At 41.0% G+C, this 16,199-nt stretch carries 13 protein-coding genes; 3 read left to right on the forward strand and 10 right to left on the reverse strand.

The genetic code is table 11. From position 1 onward, the window contains the following. Window positions 1-61: 61 nt before the first annotated feature. Window positions 62-1,693, forward strand: a complete 1,632-nt coding sequence (gene pafA, locus CLW00_RS05955; protein WP_106132753.1) for an alkaline phosphatase PafA — start codon at window positions 62-64, stop codon at window positions 1,691-1,693. A 154-nt stretch (window positions 1,694-1,847) separates the two neighbouring features. Here pafA and CLW00_RS05960 read toward each other — a convergent pair whose 3' ends face one another. Beyond that, window positions 1,848-3,011, reverse strand: a complete 1,164-nt coding sequence (locus CLW00_RS05960) for a homogentisate 1,2-dioxygenase (protein ID WP_106132754.1) — start codon at window positions 3,009-3,011, stop codon at window positions 1,848-1,850. A gap of 399 nt (window positions 3,012-3,410) precedes the next feature. Here CLW00_RS05960 and CLW00_RS05965 point away from each other — a divergent pair, with 399 nt between their 5' ends. Beyond that, entirely contained in the window at window positions 3,411-4,202 is a 792-nt protein-coding gene (locus CLW00_RS05965; RefSeq protein ID WP_106132755.1) for a glycoside hydrolase family 16 protein, read from the forward strand. Between the two features lie 83 nt (window positions 4,203-4,285). Then, window positions 4,286-5,161, forward strand: a complete 876-nt coding sequence (locus tag CLW00_RS05970; RefSeq protein ID WP_106132756.1) for a geranylgeranylglycerol-phosphate geranylgeranyltransferase — start codon at window positions 4,286-4,288, stop codon at window positions 5,159-5,161. Window positions 5,162-5,798: 637 nt separating this feature from the next. On the opposite strand, the gene CLW00_RS05975 is transcribed toward CLW00_RS05970, so the two are convergent. The 9 genes from CLW00_RS05975 to ilvB form a co-directional block, all read right to left on the reverse strand. Next, complete coding sequence (locus tag CLW00_RS05975; protein WP_106132757.1) at window positions 5,799-6,584, reverse strand: tRNA pseudouridine synthase A; 786 nt, start codon at window positions 6,582-6,584, stop codon at window positions 5,799-5,801. Window positions 6,585-6,702: 118 nt separating this feature from the next. Further along, a complete protein-coding gene (leuB, locus tag CLW00_RS05980; RefSeq protein ID WP_106132758.1) occupies window positions 6,703-7,764 on the reverse strand; it encodes a 3-isopropylmalate dehydrogenase in 1,062 nt (353 codons plus the stop codon). Further along, window positions 7,733-9,358, reverse strand: a complete 1,626-nt coding sequence (locus CLW00_RS05985) for an alpha-isopropylmalate synthase regulatory domain-containing protein (protein ID WP_106132759.1) — start codon at window positions 9,356-9,358, stop codon at window positions 7,733-7,735. The genes leuB and CLW00_RS05985 overlap by 32 nt, the downstream gene beginning before the upstream one ends. A 41-nt stretch (window positions 9,359-9,399) precedes the next feature. Next, on the reverse strand, window positions 9,400-9,990 hold the full coding sequence (leuD, locus tag CLW00_RS05990; protein WP_106132760.1) for a 3-isopropylmalate dehydratase small subunit: 591 nt from the start codon (window positions 9,988-9,990) through the stop codon (window positions 9,400-9,402). A gap of 16 nt (window positions 9,991-10,006) precedes the next feature. Then, complete coding sequence (gene leuC / locus CLW00_RS05995; protein WP_106132761.1) at window positions 10,007-11,407, reverse strand: 3-isopropylmalate dehydratase large subunit; 1,401 nt, start codon at window positions 11,405-11,407, stop codon at window positions 10,007-10,009. A gap of 2 nt (window positions 11,408-11,409) precedes the next feature. After that, window positions 11,410-12,921 (reverse strand): 2-isopropylmalate synthase, encoded by a 1,512-nt coding sequence (locus CLW00_RS06000; protein ID WP_106132762.1) that lies wholly within the window; start codon window positions 12,919-12,921, stop codon window positions 11,410-11,412. Window positions 12,922-12,928: 7 nt separating this feature from the next. Continuing rightward, window positions 12,929-13,972: a ketol-acid reductoisomerase gene (gene ilvC / locus CLW00_RS06005; protein ID WP_106132763.1), complete on the reverse strand. Its 1,044-nt coding sequence runs from the start codon at window positions 13,970-13,972 to the stop codon at window positions 12,929-12,931. Window positions 13,973-13,984: 12 nt separating this feature from the next. After that, window positions 13,985-14,494, reverse strand: coding sequence for an acetolactate synthase small subunit (ilvN, locus tag CLW00_RS06010; RefSeq protein ID WP_106132764.1), 510 nt, complete (start codon window positions 14,492-14,494; stop codon window positions 13,985-13,987). A gap of 14 nt (window positions 14,495-14,508) precedes the next feature. Then, window positions 14,509-16,191, reverse strand: coding sequence for a biosynthetic-type acetolactate synthase large subunit (ilvB, locus tag CLW00_RS06015; RefSeq protein WP_106132765.1), 1,683 nt, complete (start codon window positions 16,189-16,191; stop codon window positions 14,509-14,511). Between the last annotated feature and the right edge of the window lie 8 nt (window positions 16,192-16,199).

A 16,199-nucleotide genomic window follows, 5' to 3' on the forward strand; every position in this document is an offset into this window, starting at 1 on the left:
AAAGGGTAACCTTCCAGCAAAATTGAATCCCTATATTTGCACCAAATTATAAATCATTGAAATGAAGAATTTATTTACAATTGTATGCCTTATAACATTGGCCTTTCCTGTTTTTTCACAAAGCAACACCACTCAAAAGCCTAAACTGGTAGTGGGAATAGTAGTTGATCAAATGCGTCAGGAATATTTTTATAAATACCAAGATCGGTTCGTCGAGGGAGGTTTCAAAAGACTGATGAACGAGGGTTTTATGATGAAAAATGCGCATTACAATTATATCCCTACTTACACAGGGCCAGGTCACGCATCTGTCTACACAGGCACTACTCCTGCCACGCATGGCATCATTGCCAACAATTGGTACGTCAGAAGTCTTGACCGCATGATTTATTGTGCAGAAGACAGCACTGTAACCGCTGTTGGAGGCACAGAAAAAAACGGACAAATCTCACCTAGAAATATGCTGAGCACCACTATTTCTGATGAATTGAGGTTTTCTACCAACAAAAGGTCCAAAGTAGTAGGCATTGCATTGAAAGACAGAGGTGCCTCACTCCCTGCAGGACATCTTGGCGATGCCTATTGGTATGACAGCAAAACAGGTGAATTTATGACCTCCACCTATTACCATCAGGAACTTCCTGAATGGGTAAAAAAACTAAATGATAAAAAACTGGTAGAGAAATACCTTTCTCAAAAATGGGAGACATTATTCCCTATTGAAACATATACCCAAAGCATCGAAGATGACAACCCTTTTGAGGGGCCATTTATAGGTATGGAGACTACATCATTCCCTCATGATTTACCAGCCTTGATGGAATACAACGATGACTTTGGTTTGATTTCCACTACTCCTTTTGGCAATAGTCTCACTTTAGACATGGCTTATGCAGCCTTAGAAGGTGAACAATTAGGGAAAAGAGGAGAAACGGATCTGCTAGCTGTCAGCTTTTCATCGCCTGATTACATCGGACACAGATTTGGACCAACATCCGTGGAAGTTGAAGACAATTACCTGAGGTTGGATCGGGAATTGGAGGAGTTTTTCAATCACTTAGATAAAGAGTATGGAAAGGATGAATACTTGGTTTTCCTCACAGCAGACCATGCAGTAGCGGACATAGTAGACTATATGCTGAGCGAGAATGTACCTGCAGGAAATTTCAATTCCCGGTCAGTGCTCACGCAGATGAGGGGATATTGCAGCATCAATTACGGAGAAGGTAATTGGGTGCTTAATTTCACCAATGAACAGGTTTTTTTCAACCATGAATTGGCAAAAGAAAAAGGCATTGCCATCGAAAAGATACAAAGAGAGGTAGGTGAATTTATTTTAAACAGGTATGAAGGAATTAAGGAAGTCTACACCGCAGTAGATATGAGAAGATTAGAATATTTAGAAGGGCGAAAAAGCCTTTTGCAAATGGGTTATAACCACAAAGCATCAGGTGACTTATTACTTATCTTGGAGCCAGCTTGGTTGAGTAGTTCTTACAAAGGAACCACACATGGCACTGGATATACTTACGACACTCACGTACCGATAGTATTTATGGGTTGGAATGTGCCTCAAGGATCAAGTTCAAGGTATGTAACGATCACAGATATAGCTCCGACATTATCGATGATGCTTGGAACCAGGTTGCCGAATGGGGCTTCGGGACAGCCGATTTTGGAGATTTTAGATTAGGAAATGTGTGAATGTAAAGAGTTAAAATTTGCAGCTTGACAGCACCTAATTTGTATTGAAAGATAGAAGGGTATAAAAAAAGAAACGCCATACTTGCGTTTCTTTTTTTGTTAGGGTAAGTAATCTTACCAATAAAATTAATTAATCTGAAATTTTATTCCTTCCAAGACATTGGGTATGCCGGATCAACAAAATTCAGTCCTTCTGTTGTTACAAATAATGGTTTGAAAGTATCCAACATAACAGCTAATTCCTCGGTTTCTTTTGCCCCAATTGATTTTTCCACTGTTCCAGGATGTGGCCCATGAGGCAATCCACCAGTGTGAATGGTGAATGATCCCCTGTCAATCCCTTTTCTAGACATAAACTCTCCTTCTGCATAATACAATACTTCATCAGAATCGATATTGCTATGGTTGTATGGCGCAGGAATGGCCAAGGGATGGTAATCAAATAACCTTGGCACAAATGAACAAATCACAAAACCCCAAGCTTGAAAAGTCTGATGTACCGGTGGTGGCTGATGAATTCTTCCAGTAATGGGTTCAAAGTCATGTATTGACAGTGCATATGGATACAGATACCCGTCCCAACCTACAATATCCAAGGGACTATGTCCATAAGTATAGGGATGTAGCATACCGCCTTTTTTGATCTTAACCAAAAACTCTCCTTTTTCCTTTTCGGTATGTAAAGCCCCTGGCGGACGTATATCTCTTTCGCAGTAAGGCGAGTGTTCCAATAGCTGGCCTACTTCATTTCTATATCTTTTTACGGTCTCAATAGGGCCATGAGATTCTATGATCAAAAGCCTCAAAGGACCTTCTTCTTTCCATTCGAAACGATAAATGGTAGTCCTTGGTATGACAATATAGTCACCTTGTCTTACTTCCAATTTCCCGAATTGCGAGTATAGCACCCCTTCCCCATCATGCACGTAGATCAACTCATCCCCATCTGCATTTTTAAAAAAATGATCCATTTTTCTTTCCTCAGGAGCACAGATTCCCATCATGCAGTCGCTATTCATCATCAGTATTTTCCTAGCACTGAGATAATCTTTGCCTGTTGTTTGCACTCCTGCAGTCTTCAAATGAGTCTGCTTCAAGCCATATTCTTTGGCCGGCTCCCAATTATACGGAGTGGGCTCGCCTATTGAGAGCACATTGTTGGGATTATGTATATGGTATAGATTGGAGTAGATACCTGAAAAACCTTTGGAACTCACTAACTCTTCTTTATACAAACTTCCATCAGGTTGTCTAAATTGAGTATGTCTCTTTGGGGGAATATTTCCTAGTCTATGATAATATGCCATGTGAAAATTTATTTGGGTTTATATTATATATATCAAAAATAATAAAAAAATAACGCCCTTTTTGTTTAGTCAGGTATTTAGATCAAGGCAAGAACAAATACATTTTTCTTTAGATGATCATTTTCATTGATGAAAATACCCTCCTTTGCCCAAACCAAAAACAAATACAATTATCAGATTTTTGCTTTTTTAGCCTTCGAATAAGTATTAATTTCAAAAATATATTTAATGAAAGCCTAATCCTTAAAAGTAAGTGATCTCTACCTATAATCATGAAATCGAGACTGTCTGTTTCAGGCATGAGGAAAACGTCACACACTGGGATGTTTATCTATACTGCGAAATTTCATAGCATGCCCCGACTAATCGAGGTGACTGCACAAAAACAATTTTAAACACATGAAAAACCTTATCATTCCTATTGCACTGTTTTTTCTCATCGGATGCCAATCTTTAACAGTAGATGACAACCTCATTTGGGCGGAGGAATTCGATTATGAAGGCCTTCCCGACCTCGAAAACTGGACATATGATGTGGGCGACCATGGTTGGGGTAATAACGAGTTACAGTACTACACCGAAAATAAACCTGAAAATGCCCGAGTGGAAAATGGGAAGCTTATTATTCAAGCCCATCAAGACAGTGCTTATGAAAAGGGTTACAGCTCAGCAAGGCTCCTTACCAGAGGCAAACATGCTTGGAAATACGGGTATATTGAAATCAGTGCAAAGCTCCCAAAAGGTGTAGGTACCTGGCCTGCCATTTGGATGTTGCCTGAAGAGAATAACTATGGCGGTTGGCCAAAAAGCGGTGAAATTGACATCATGGAACACGTGGGCTATGACCAAGGGGTTGTTCATGGGACAGTGCACACGGAAGCTTTTAACCACCGAAAGAATACTCAGGTAGGCAAACAGATCCAAGTCCCTGATTGTTCTGAGGCGTTTCATGTCTATGCCATAGATTGGCAGGAAGACAAAATTGATTTTTACCTGGATGGAGAAAAGTACCATACTTTCGAAAACACCAAAGGTGGCTGGGAAGAATGGCCTTTTGATCATGAGTTTCACCTGATTCTCAATATAGCCGTAGGTGGTGACTGGGGAGGATCAAAAGGGGTAGATACAGACATATGGCCCCAACAAATGGAAGTAGATTATATTCGAGTCTATAAAACCCGTCCTGAATAAGTCCGTTTGATCAATGACATAAAAAGTTTACTGAGTATTTGATGAATCTCCAATAAAGCCTGACCTTTTTATGCTAATTTTGAATGATGAATGCCACAACTACTGCGACACCCTTTTCTATCTGGAGTCTACTTAAAATCAGTAGGCCTTTAAATCTGGTGATTTTGGCATTTGCCCAATTGATGACTGCGCGATTTTTGGTCGAAACAACCCGCATGGGCCTACCAATACTTCAGGATATCAACCTTTATTTGATTATACTTTCCACGGTTATCATAGCGGCTGCCGGCTATATGATAAATGACTATTACGATGTCAAAATTGATTATGTCAATAAACCGGAGGAGGTAATAATTGGTAGAGGGATGAAACGGAGGGTTGCAATTTTTTTCCATACCCTACTCAATTTTATAGGAATCGGAATTGGGCTGATTGTAAGTCCTAGGGTTGCTGTGATTTGTTTTATTTCAGCCTTCTTATTGTGGCTGTATAGCAATCAATTAAAAAGAAGGCCTTTTGTAGGCAACTTCACTGTCGCTTTACTCACAGGTTCTTCTATTTGGATAGTGGGGTACTATTATCAACAATCAGAGCTTCTTGTATTGACTTATGCCATATTTGCATTCTTCCTTAACCTGATCCGGGAAATCATCAAAGATATCGAAGACCGACAAGGAGACAGAAAGCATGGGTGTAAGACATTGCCAATAGTCATAGGATTCAGGAATACAAAACGGGTGATATTTGTAATCGCTATAGCTTTTGTATGTGCGATTTTGATCGTCACCTTCAAGATCAACAATCCCCAACTTTTTTACTATTTCGGGATTTTAAGTCTTCTCTTTTTTTACTTTATGTACAAAATATATGTAGCCGACCGAAAGGTACATTTTACGCAGCTGAGCGTCCTATCAAAAATATTGATGCTGACTGGAATTTTGAGTATGGGTTTTCTTTAGAATCATTTTTATCAGATTTCTTTAATTTTTAAAACGAATTATTTTTTTGTTGACAAGATGAGAAAATATCAAGAGGAAGATTACCCGCATATTTGTGATTTTACCATACTCAGAATGAAACATCCCCATTGACAAAATCATTGTACTTACTGTTATGATTATTAAAATAAACTTTGCCTTAAAATTAACCCACATTACTCAGTGTGATGTTATCTATACGTAAAAAATCCCATCCAGCAATGCCGAATGGGATTTGGTGTTCATTAAATCAAATATTATATAGCAATGATAAAACCTAAAATATCATAAACAAATACCTCCTATATATTGAGTTTACGGAAAAAAAATAGAATCAAACACAAAAAACACCCGTTGCTCAAAATTATATTTTGAGCAACGGTTCACTATCACTCATTTAGGAAATTATACATCTATAAGCTAAATAAATACCGTATTTTTTATCGAGTACACATGCTATATCTCTTATTAGTATTTGCGTAATTATGCGTATAAATGCGTATCTCTTGGAAAATCGAGGTAGCTAAAACATAGCTGTATTTTTTAATAAATTCGATCCAGATTTACATCCAAGCCAGCCTTAAATCATTGAAAATTGACAAACCAGCTGCCGCCAAAATCACTTTGAAGAGAACTGAATTTTGGCCAAAACCAATCCACAGGCTGGCGCTGCAATGGCTATCGGTTTGCCTTCAGGCAAATCCAATGCTTCTTTGAATGCTGAAAAACTAAGTCTTCCCAAACCCAAATCAGCCAATGCCCCGGCCATAATACGAACCTGATACCTCAAAAAACCAGCACCTTTGACTTCAAATACTATCTTAACCTGATTCTGAAGCTCCAATCCCCCACTTGACACGAGAGAAATCTTGGTTTCCAACACTTCCCGTACATAATTATCTGTCACCTTATCGATAGCACAAAACCTTTTGAAATCTTTTTTACCTTCAAATAAGGTCACAGCCTCCTGCATCAATTCAACATCAGGAATTCCTGCAAAAAATGCAGATGTAGGATTTAGGAGTGGGTTTGGCTTCTCCCCGAAAATAAAATTGTAGGCATAGGACTTCCAAGCAACATCCTGAATGACATTAAAGTCAAGTGACACCCGCTTAAAATCCAACAAACGAATATCTGAGGGAAGGTTGAGGTTCACTTGGCTAACTATGTCTTCCTGTACCAAATCAGCTCTTAGAAAAAGCTCAAAAGCACCATTTTCACAACTGACACCGGCATCCGTGCGGCTAGCTCCCAAAATGGTGAAATCTTCATGGCCCAGCACATATCGGAATGCCCGCTCCAAAGTTCCCTGTATGGTCTTGACTCCTTTTTGCTTTTGCCATCCTGCGTACCTGAGGCCTAAGTATTGAATATAAAAAAGAAAGGTAAATGGCTTGTTTTGCATGTCTTAAAGCAAGGAAGTTTGTTTATTGCTTTTTCAAAAGTAAGAAAATACCCAAACGTAAAAAATCCCATCCAGCAATGCCGGACGGGATTAATTGTTCACTAAATCAAATATTATATTAAATATTTGCTGCTAGCCAGTCGCCAACTTCAGAGGTTTTGTAGGACTTGCTGCCCTCAGAAATATCTTCCGTAACCACTCCTTCTGCCAATGACTTGTTGACCACATCCGAAATGGCTTGTGCTTCTTCTTTTAAATCAAAAGCATACTCAAACATCATTGCTGCCGAAAGGACTGTGGCCAATGGATTGGCTATATCTTTCCCAGCTGCCTGAGGATAGGAGCCATGAATAGGCTCAAACAATTTGTTTTCTGTTCCCAGAGAAGCAGAAGGCATCAAACCCATAGAACCTGAAATCACGGAAGCTTCATCTGTTAATATATCTCCAAATAGATTTTCAGTGATCAAGACATCATATGCCTTTGGCCATTGAATCAAGCGCATGGCTACGGCATCCACAAATTCATATTCTACTTTGACATCAGGGTATTCTGAAGCTAACTCCTGAACAGTTTCCCTCCACAATCTTGAAGTTGCCATCACATTCGCTTTATCCACACAGGTCAGCAATTTTCTTCTCTTTTGAGCGGCTTCAAAACCCATCCTGGCCAACCTGATGATTTCTTCCTTCGAATATACATTGGTATCAAATGCCTTTGTGCCTTGCTCATTCCGACCTCTTGGCTCTCCAAAATACACACCACCTGTAAGCTCTCTGAAAAAAACGAAGTCAACGCCATCTACCCTTTCCAACTTCAATGGTGATTTATGTACCAGGGAAGGGAAGGTAAATGTCGGTCTCACATTTGCAAATAGCCCAAGTTTTTGCCTCATACGCAAAAGACCTTGTTCTGGTCTTACCTTGGCTTTGGGGTCATTATCGTACTTCGGATCACCAATGGCGCCAAAGAGCACTGCGTCTGCTCTCAGGCATACTTCATGTGTGTTGTCAGGATATGGATCTCCAGTCAAATCAATAGCGGCAGCACCTACAGGAGCCTCCTCAAAACTGATCTTGTGGCCAAACTTCTTTCCAACAGCTTTGACTACTTTTACTGCTTGGGCTATTACTTCAGGTCCTATTCCATCACCCGGCAATAGCGCGATATTCATTTCCATAAAAATTGGTTTTATCTTGTTCTGGGTTATTTTTTTTATTCCTTTTTTTGGGATCCACTTCATTAGCTTTACCCATTTTATCTATGATATTGAGCATTTTCTCCGTCGCTTTCAAAGCTGCGACTGTCTGATCACTATCCAGACCTTTGGTTTTGAAAATCCTTCCACTGTCCCAGGTGATGACAGTTTCCACAAAGGCATCCGTTTTGCCTCCTGGAGGAATGGTTACATGGTAATTAATCAACTTGGGCAAAGGAACATTGATGAGCTTATATATTTTTTTCAAAGCCTTCATAAATGCATCATACTGTCCATCACCAGAGGCTCCTTCCTCATAGCTTTCACCATAAATATTCATTTTTAGCTGTACGGTAGGTTTGAGGCCTTTCGAATGGCTGAGGTTGTAACCTTCTATGAATATATCATGAGAAATAGAGTTGTTTTGCAGGACATCAGAAATGATATATGGTAGATCTTCAGTCGTTACCCTTTCTTTTTTATCACCCAATTCAATGATTCTTTGGGTAACTTTGGTCAACTCATCCGGTTCTAGGGATATCCCTAACTCCTGCAGGTTTTTTACAATATTGGCCTTACCGGAGGTTTTGCCTAAAGCATATTTCCTCTGCCTCCCAAATCGCTCCGGAAGCAAATCGTTGAAATAAAGATTTTTTTTATTGTCGCCATCAGCATGAATACCTGCCGTTTGGGTAAACACATTCTCTCCCACTACGGGCTTATTGGCAGGAATGTGTTGTCCTGAAAACTGCTCTACCAACTTACTTACCCGATGGATTTTATTCTCTTTGATATTGATTTTGAAGTCGGTAAAATCCTTTAATACAGCAATCACTGATTCCAAAGGTGCATTTCCCGCTCGTTCTCCCAATCCATTGACAGTGGTGTGAATACCACTGACGCCGTTATAAATTGACTCCAGCACATTGGCAACCGAAAGGTCGTAATCATTGTGTGCATGAAAATCAAAATGCGTATCTGGAAATTCGCTGGTTATCAACTTGATAAAATGAGAAACTTCTCGTGGATTGAGCAGTCCCAGAGTATCTGGAAGCATGATCCTTTGGACGTTGATTTGACTCAAAAACCCTATCAATTCTAAGGTGTAGTCCATGGAATTTCGCATGCCATTGGACCAATCTTCCAAGTAAACGTTGACAGCTACACCTTTACTTCTAGCATAAGTAATATTCTTTCGGATATCTTCAAAATGCTGGCCTTGGGTCTTCCTAAGCTGATGGGTGAGGTGATTGAGCGAACCTTTGGTCAGCAGGTTCATCACTTTCCCACCGGCAGCCACTATCCAATCCACAGAAGCTGGAGCATCTACAAATCCGAGCACTTCTACCTTGTCCAAGCAACCTTTTTCGTCAGCCCATTGGGTGATTTTCTGTACTCCTTCCAATTCTCCATCCGACACCCTTGCAGATGCCACTTCTATCCTATCCACCCTCAATTCCTCCAACAAAAGCTTTGCTATCTGAAGTTTTTCTGAGGGCAAAAAAGAAACCCCTGAGGTCTGTTCTCCATCCCTCAGTGTGGTATCCATGATTTCTATTTTTCTATAATGCCCCATTTTTGAACTACGAGTTACGATTTAAGACGCCTGAATCTTGGTTATCGATTCACCGCAAATTCAGTGATTTCATCTTTGATATTGAGTAGATAATCAATATCATCAAAGCCATTTTTCATGTTTTCCTTTTTGTACACATTGATATCAAAAGACTCTGATGCCCCTGTAGAAACAAGCGTGATCGTTTGCTTTTCGATATCGACTTCTACTTCTGTACTTGGATCGTTTTCTACAGCTTCAAACAATACATCTGCAAATTCAGCACTTACTGTCACCGGTAGCACCCCGATGTTGAGGCAGTTATTTTTGAAAATATCTGCAAAAAAGGACGATACCACACAGCGAAAACCATAATCATATAGCGCCCATACGGCATGTTCTCTACTTGACCCTGAACCGAAATTTTTCCCAGCCAAAAGGATCTTACCACTAAAAGTGGGATCATTGAGCACAAAATCTTTTTTCGGATTTCCTTCTACGTCATACCTCCAGTCTCTGAAGAGATTATCTCCGAAGCCTTCTCTTTCTGTAGCTTTCAAAAACCTCGCAGGGATGATTTGATCAGTATCTACATTTTCTGTAGGCAAAGGAACTACTGTACTTTTAAGTATATTAAATTTATCGTAAGCCATTGTCTTCTATTTTGAATTAAAATACTTCCCTTGGATCAGAGATTTCACCAGTCACTGCTACAGCTGCCACCGTCAATGGGCTTGCCAAAAGCGTCCTGGCACCAGGCCCTTGTCTACCTTCAAAATTTCTGTTAGACGTAGAGACTGCATACATTCCAGAAGGTATTTTGTCATCATTCATGGCCAAGCATGCAGAACACCCCGGTTGTCTTAATTTGAAACCTGCCTCTTCGAGAATCTGAACCAGTCCTTCTTCATGGGCTAGTTTTTCTACCTCTCTCGAACCTGGCACTATCCAAGCAGTGATGTTGTCAGCTTTTTTCTTGCCTTTGACAAAATTGGCTACCTCTCTGATATCTTCAATCCTGCCATTGGTACAACTGCCAACGAAGACATAATCCACCTTTTTACCCTTGATAGGTTCACCAGGAGCAAACCCCATATAATCCAAAGATTTCAAATAGGACTTTTTATTACTGCCTTCCATTCCATCTGTGGAAGGGATATTTTCTTTGACCTTGATACCCATACCAGGATTGGTTCCATAGGTAATCATCGGCTCTATATCAGCTGCATCAAATTGGTACTCTTTGTCAAAAACAGCTCCTTCGTCTGTCTGAAGGTTTCTCCATTCTGCAACAGCCTTTTCCCACTCTTCGCCTTTTGGCGAGTATCTTTTACCTTTCAGATAATTGAAAGTAGTCTCATCAGGAGCAATCAGACCTCCACGGGCTCCCATTTCTATGCTCATATTGCAGATGGTCATCCTTGCTTCCATACTCAATGCCCTGATGGCGGATCCTGCATATTCTACAAAATATCCAGTCGCTCCCGCAGCCGAAATCTTGGCAATGATATACAAGATGATGTCTTTTGAGCTTACTCCTTTACCCAATTCTCCATCCACGGTGATCCTCATCTTCTTTGCTTTCACCTGCATGATACATTGTGTGGCAAATACCATTTCAACCTCAGAAGTCCCTATTCCAAAAGCAATTGCTCCAAATGCTCCATGGGTAGAAGTATGACTGTCACCACAGACAATAGTCATTCCAGGCTGGGTAATACCTAACTCAGGTCCTATCACATGTACAATGCCGTGATGCGCAGAACCGAGATCATGCAGTTCAATATTATGCCTTTCACAATTCTCCCTCAAGCGCTCCACCTGCATTCTTGACAACTTGTCCTTGATGGTTTTATCTTGGTCTATTGTAGGTACATTGTGATCAGGTGTGGCTACTGTCCTTTCTGGATATAGGACACCTACTCCTCTTTTTTCGAGGTTGAGGAAAGCCACTGGGCTCGTTACTTCATGGATAAAATGCTTATCTATAAAGAACACATCTGGACCGTGCGGCACTGAGCGTACCACATGGGCATCCCATATTTTATCGAATAATGTTTTCTTTTCCATCTTTACGCTACTATCACTTTGTCTTTCACTGGAATTTTATTGAGTGCGTCTACATACGCCTGGGCAGAAGCCAACACTATGTCGGAATTGGACGAAAATCCATAGTAAGGCTTATCACCTTTGATCAACCTCATGTGCACTTTGGCCACATCATCACTACCATCAGTAATCGCCTGGATCAGAAATTCTTCAAGCACAACATCTGGCTTTACTATTTTACCAATCGCTTTCAATACTGCGTCTACAGGTCCATTTCCATCAGACTGTGCTTGCAATGACAAATCACCTACTTTGAGATTAACCTCAGCATGGATACGCCCATTAGACTCATATTTTACTTTTTCCAATTCTATAAAATTGGACTCTTCCATATATTTACCTACCAGAGAAAGTAAATCCTTTGGTCCAATGTCCCTCTTAGAATCAGCAAGGATTAAAAAGTCTTCATAGACTTCTTTCAATGCTTCTCCTTCTAACTCTACGCCTAAGGAATCTAGGTGAAATTTCAAGGCTGCCCTACCGCTACGTGCTGTCAGGACAATGGATGATTCATGAACTCCAACCTCTTTTGGATCAATGATTTCATAATTTTCTCTATGCTTCAATACCCCATCCTGATGTATCCCAGATGAATGCGCAAAGGCATTTCTACCTACAATGGCCTTGTTTGGCTGTACTGGCATATTCATGAGCTTGGAAATCAATCTGCTTGTTCCGTAGATCTTCTGAGATTGGATATTGGTATGCACCTCAAAGTCTTTGTGACACTTGATTGCCATGACGACTTCCTCCATGGAAGTATTGCCGGCCCTTTCCCCTATACCATTGATGGTCAGCTCAGCTTGTCTAGCACCATGCTGCACACCTGCGAGGGTATTGGCTGTTGCCATACCAAGGTCATTGTGGCAATGTGTGGAAATAATTGCTTTATCAATGTTGCTGACATTTTCTTTCAGGTGTCTAATAATCGCTCCGTATTGTTCAGGAAGACAATAACCTGTCGTATCAGGGATATTGACCACAGTAGCGCCCGCCTTGATTGCAGCTTCAATGATCCTTGCTAGAAAATCCAGTTCAGCTCTACCTGCATCCTCCGCATAAAACTCTACATCTTCCACAAAACGCTTGGCAAACTTGACCGCCTTAACAGCTCTTTCTACAATGTCATCCGGATTAGACCTAAGTTTGTATTGAATATGGTAAGGAGACACACCTATTCCGGTGTGAATCCTCCCCTTTTTGGCATATTTCAATGAATCTGCAGCTACTTCTATATCCTTTTCCACAGCTCTAGAGAGTGCGCAGATGATAGGATTAGAAACTGCTTTCGAAATCTCCAGTACAGAATTGAAATCTCCTGGGCTGGATATCGGAAACCCTGCCTCAATGATATCAACTCCCAACTCTTCCAAAGCCTTAGCCACCACTATCTTTTCCTTGGTGTTCAATTGACACCCCGGTACCTGCTCTCCGTCACGGAGCGTGGTATCGAATATCCATAGCTTTTCACTCATAGTTTTATCAGTTATTTTCTGGTCTTAATTTTCTTACTGTAGCACCTGCTTGCCACATTTCTGAATCTCTCAATTCCTTCAACTCAACTTCCAGTTTTTCCCTGTAATCAGCCTTGCTATTTGAATCAATGGATTTTTGAGCTTCTTTTCCGGTTTTCACAGAATCATAAAGTTCTTCAAAAACTGGTTTGGTCGCATCTCTGAAAGGCTTCCACCAGTCCAAAGCACCCCTCTGTGCAGTAGTGGAGCAATTGGCATACATCCAATCCATCCCATTCTCTGCCACCAAAGGCATCAAGCTCTGTGTCAACTCTTCCACTGTTTCATTGAATGCTTCAGAAGGTGAATGCCCATTGGCTCTCAACACCTCATACTGAGCAGCAAAAATCCCTTGAATGGCTCCCATCAAGGTGCCCCTTTCACCGGTCAAATCTGACGTCACTTCTCTGTAAAAATCAGTTTCGAATAGATATCCAGAACCTACACCGATACCCAAAGCGACTACCCTTTCTTTGGCCCTACCAGTACCATCCTGGAAAATGGCGTAAGAAGAGTTCAACCCTCTTCCTTCGACAAACATTCTCCTCAATGAAGTGCCTGACCCTTTAGGTGCCACCAAGATTACATCTACATCAGCTGGCGGTATGATACCTGTTTTTTCTTTATAAGTGACTCCAAAACCATGAGAAAAATACAAGGCTTTCCCTGGAGTCAGGTGTTTTTTTACAGTAGGCCATAATGAAATCTGCCCTGCATCTGAAAGTAGAAACTGGAGAATTGTACCTTTTTCACAGGCTTCTTCCAATTCAAATAATGTTTCACCAGGTACCCAGCCATCCTGAACAGCTTTATCCCAGGTCTTAGAATTCTTCCTTTGGCCAACTATTACATTAAAGCCATTGTCTTTGAGGTTGAGGGCCTGTCCAGGTCCCTGTACACCATAACCCAACACGGCAATGGTTTCATCCTTCAATACTTCTCTTGCTTTTTCCAAAGGAAACTCTTCCCTGGTCACAACATTTTCTTCTACTGATCCGAATTTCAGTTTCATAGTGTATTATAATTAGGTTTGATTATTTAAAAACTCTTGTACCGAAAATCTTGGTTTTGCAATAGCAACCCTTCCTGACCTTGAAAACTCCAAGAGGTCAAAAGGCTTCAATATTTCCAATAATGCCTGCGTATCTTCTTTGTGCCCCGTAAATTCAAGGACCACAAATTCTTTTTCAGCTGCTATAATATGCGCATTAAACTGCCTGATGACTTTTTCGAGACTTGGGTCAAGGCTTGCTATAGGGATTTTGTAAAGCGCGATCTCCTGATAAACTACTTCATCGTCCATGAAATAGTAAGCTTTGATGACATCCACCACTTTCTCTATTTGTTTGACCAAATGCTCAATCTGCTCTGGCGTAACAGTGACTTCAATGGTGATTTTATGAATACCATCTAATCTGCTTTCCGAGGCTGTCAGGGCGTTGATATTGATCCCCCTTCTGGTGAATATAATGGTGATCCTATTCAGGATACCGATAAAATTTTCTGTATAAACTAATATGGTGTATCTGTTCATATAAATATCCTGACTTAGCTTAACCTTACTTCCTCCACGGAACATCCCGTGGCAATCATTGGGAATACATTATCTTCTTTTTCCACTACTACCTCCAAAAAGTAAGGTCCCTCCTGCACCAACATTTCAGCCACTGCGGCTTCCAAGTCTTCCCTTTCAGTCACCTTCCTTGCTTTAAAACTATAAGCCTCTGCTATTTTGATGAAATCAGGGTTGTCCAACTCTGTAAATGAATACCTTTTGTCAAAGAAAAGCTGCTGCCATTGGCGCACCATACCGAGGTAGTTGTTGTTCAGCAAGACTACTTTTACAGGGGCCTTCGTCTGCATGATGGTACCCAATTCCTGAATCGTCATCTGAATCCCACCATCACCTACGACACAGATTACCTGTTTTTTATAATCATTAAGTTGCGCGCCTAATGCCGCCGGAAGGGCAAAGCCCATAGTCCCCAAACCTCCTGAAGTCACTTGCGTCCTTGTAGTCTTGAAGTCAAAGTATCTCCATGCTATCATCTGATGTTGGCCTACATCCGTCACAAGTATGGCATCTTCTTCTTTGAACTTATTGACTAAATGAATCACCTCTCCCATGTGAAGCCCACCATGGGTCCCATGCAAGTCATTGGACACTACAGCTTCCTTTTCCTGCCCCTCTAATTCTCTAAACCTTTCCAACCAAGTCTCATGTGATTTTTGAGAAACCGCTTCAGTCAATAGACTTAAACTTTTTTTGCAATCACCAAGAATTGGTACTGTGCACTTTACATTTTTATCAATTTCTGATGGATCTAATTCCAGATGGATGACTTTGGCCTGTTTGGCATATCGCTGCAAATCACCGGTAACCCTATCGTCAAATCTCATCCCGACTGCAATCAGCACATCACATTTATTTGTAAGAAGATTGGGTGCGTAATTGCCATGCATGCCAAGCTTACCAACATAATTGGGGTGGGATTCCGGCAATGCTCCTGAACCCAGCAAAGTACAGGCAGCAGGTATTCCCGTTTTATCCAAAAACGCCTTCAATTCATTTTCTGCATGAGCCAAAACAACTCCTTGCCCATAAAGCACATAAGGGCGCTCAGCTGTATCTATCAATGCCGCTGCTGCAGTAACTGCATCTTGATTGATCGGCTGATAAGGTCTATAAGAACGGACATTCAGACAGGGCACGTAATTGAACTCTCCAAATTCTATCTGTGCATTTTTGGTTATGTCCACCAATACCGGACCCGGTCTTCCGGTTTTTGCAATATGAAAAGCTTTGGCAATGGCAGGCGCAATATCCTCTACCCTCCTTACCTGGATATTCCACTTGGTACCAGGCATAGAAAGACCTACTACATCAGTTTCCTGAAAAGCATCAGAACCTAATAGATGAGCTGCCACTTGCCCTGTGATACACACCAATGGCGTACTGTCTATCTGAGCATCTGCCAACCCTGTAATCAAATTCGTGGCGCCTGGCCCAGAGGTAGCCAGTACCACTCCGACCTTCCCAGAAACTCTGGCATAACCTTGTGCAGCGTGAATCGCTCCTTGTTCATGCCTGGTCAGAACATGCTTGATTTTGTCACTGTAATCGTAAAGTGCATCATAAACAGGCATGATGGCTCCTCCAGGATACCCGAATATATATTCCGAATTTTCGGCAATCAGGGATTTGACTACGATATCTGCTCCTCTCACCATAGTATTAA

This window comes from Mongoliibacter ruber (assembly GCF_003003005.1).
GTDB lineage: Bacteria > Bacteroidota > Bacteroidia > Cytophagales > Cyclobacteriaceae > Mongoliibacter > Mongoliibacter ruber.

Coding starts and splice junctions, on each gene's coding strand:
- pafA (WP_106132753.1), top strand. CDS start 62: ATGAAGAATTTATTTACAATTGTATGCCTTATAACATTGGCCTTTCCT.
- CLW00_RS05960 (WP_106132754.1), bottom strand. CDS start 3,011: ATGGCATATTATCATAGACTAGGAAATATTCCCCCAAAGAGACATACT.
- CLW00_RS05965 (WP_106132755.1), top strand. CDS start 3,411: ATGAAAAACCTTATCATTCCTATTGCACTGTTTTTTCTCATCGGATGC.
- CLW00_RS05970 (WP_106132756.1), top strand. CDS start 4,286: ATGATGAATGCCACAACTACTGCGACACCCTTTTCTATCTGGAGTCTA.
- CLW00_RS05975 (WP_106132757.1), bottom strand. CDS start 6,584: ATGCAAAACAAGCCATTTACCTTTCTTTTTTATATTCAATACTTAGGC.
- leuB (WP_106132758.1), bottom strand. CDS start 7,764: ATGGAAATGAATATCGCGCTATTGCCGGGTGATGGAATAGGACCTGAA.
- CLW00_RS05985 (WP_106132759.1), bottom strand. CDS start 9,358: ATGGGGCATTATAGAAAAATAGAAATCATGGATACCACACTGAGGGAT.
- leuD (WP_106132760.1), bottom strand. CDS start 9,990: ATGGCTTACGATAAATTTAATATACTTAAAAGTACAGTAGTTCCTTTG.
- leuC (WP_106132761.1), bottom strand. CDS start 11,407: ATGGAAAAGAAAACATTATTCGATAAAATATGGGATGCCCATGTGGTA.
- CLW00_RS06000 (WP_106132762.1), bottom strand. CDS start 12,921: ATGAGTGAAAAGCTATGGATATTCGATACCACGCTCCGTGACGGAGAG.
- ilvC (WP_106132763.1), bottom strand. CDS start 13,972: ATGAAACTGAAATTCGGATCAGTAGAAGAAAATGTTGTGACCAGGGAA.
- ilvN (WP_106132764.1), bottom strand. CDS start 14,494: ATGAACAGATACACCATATTAGTTTATACAGAAAATTTTATCGGTATC.
- ilvB (WP_106132765.1), bottom strand. CDS start 16,191: ATGGTGAGAGGAGCAGATATCGTAGTCAAATCCCTGATTGCCGAAAAT.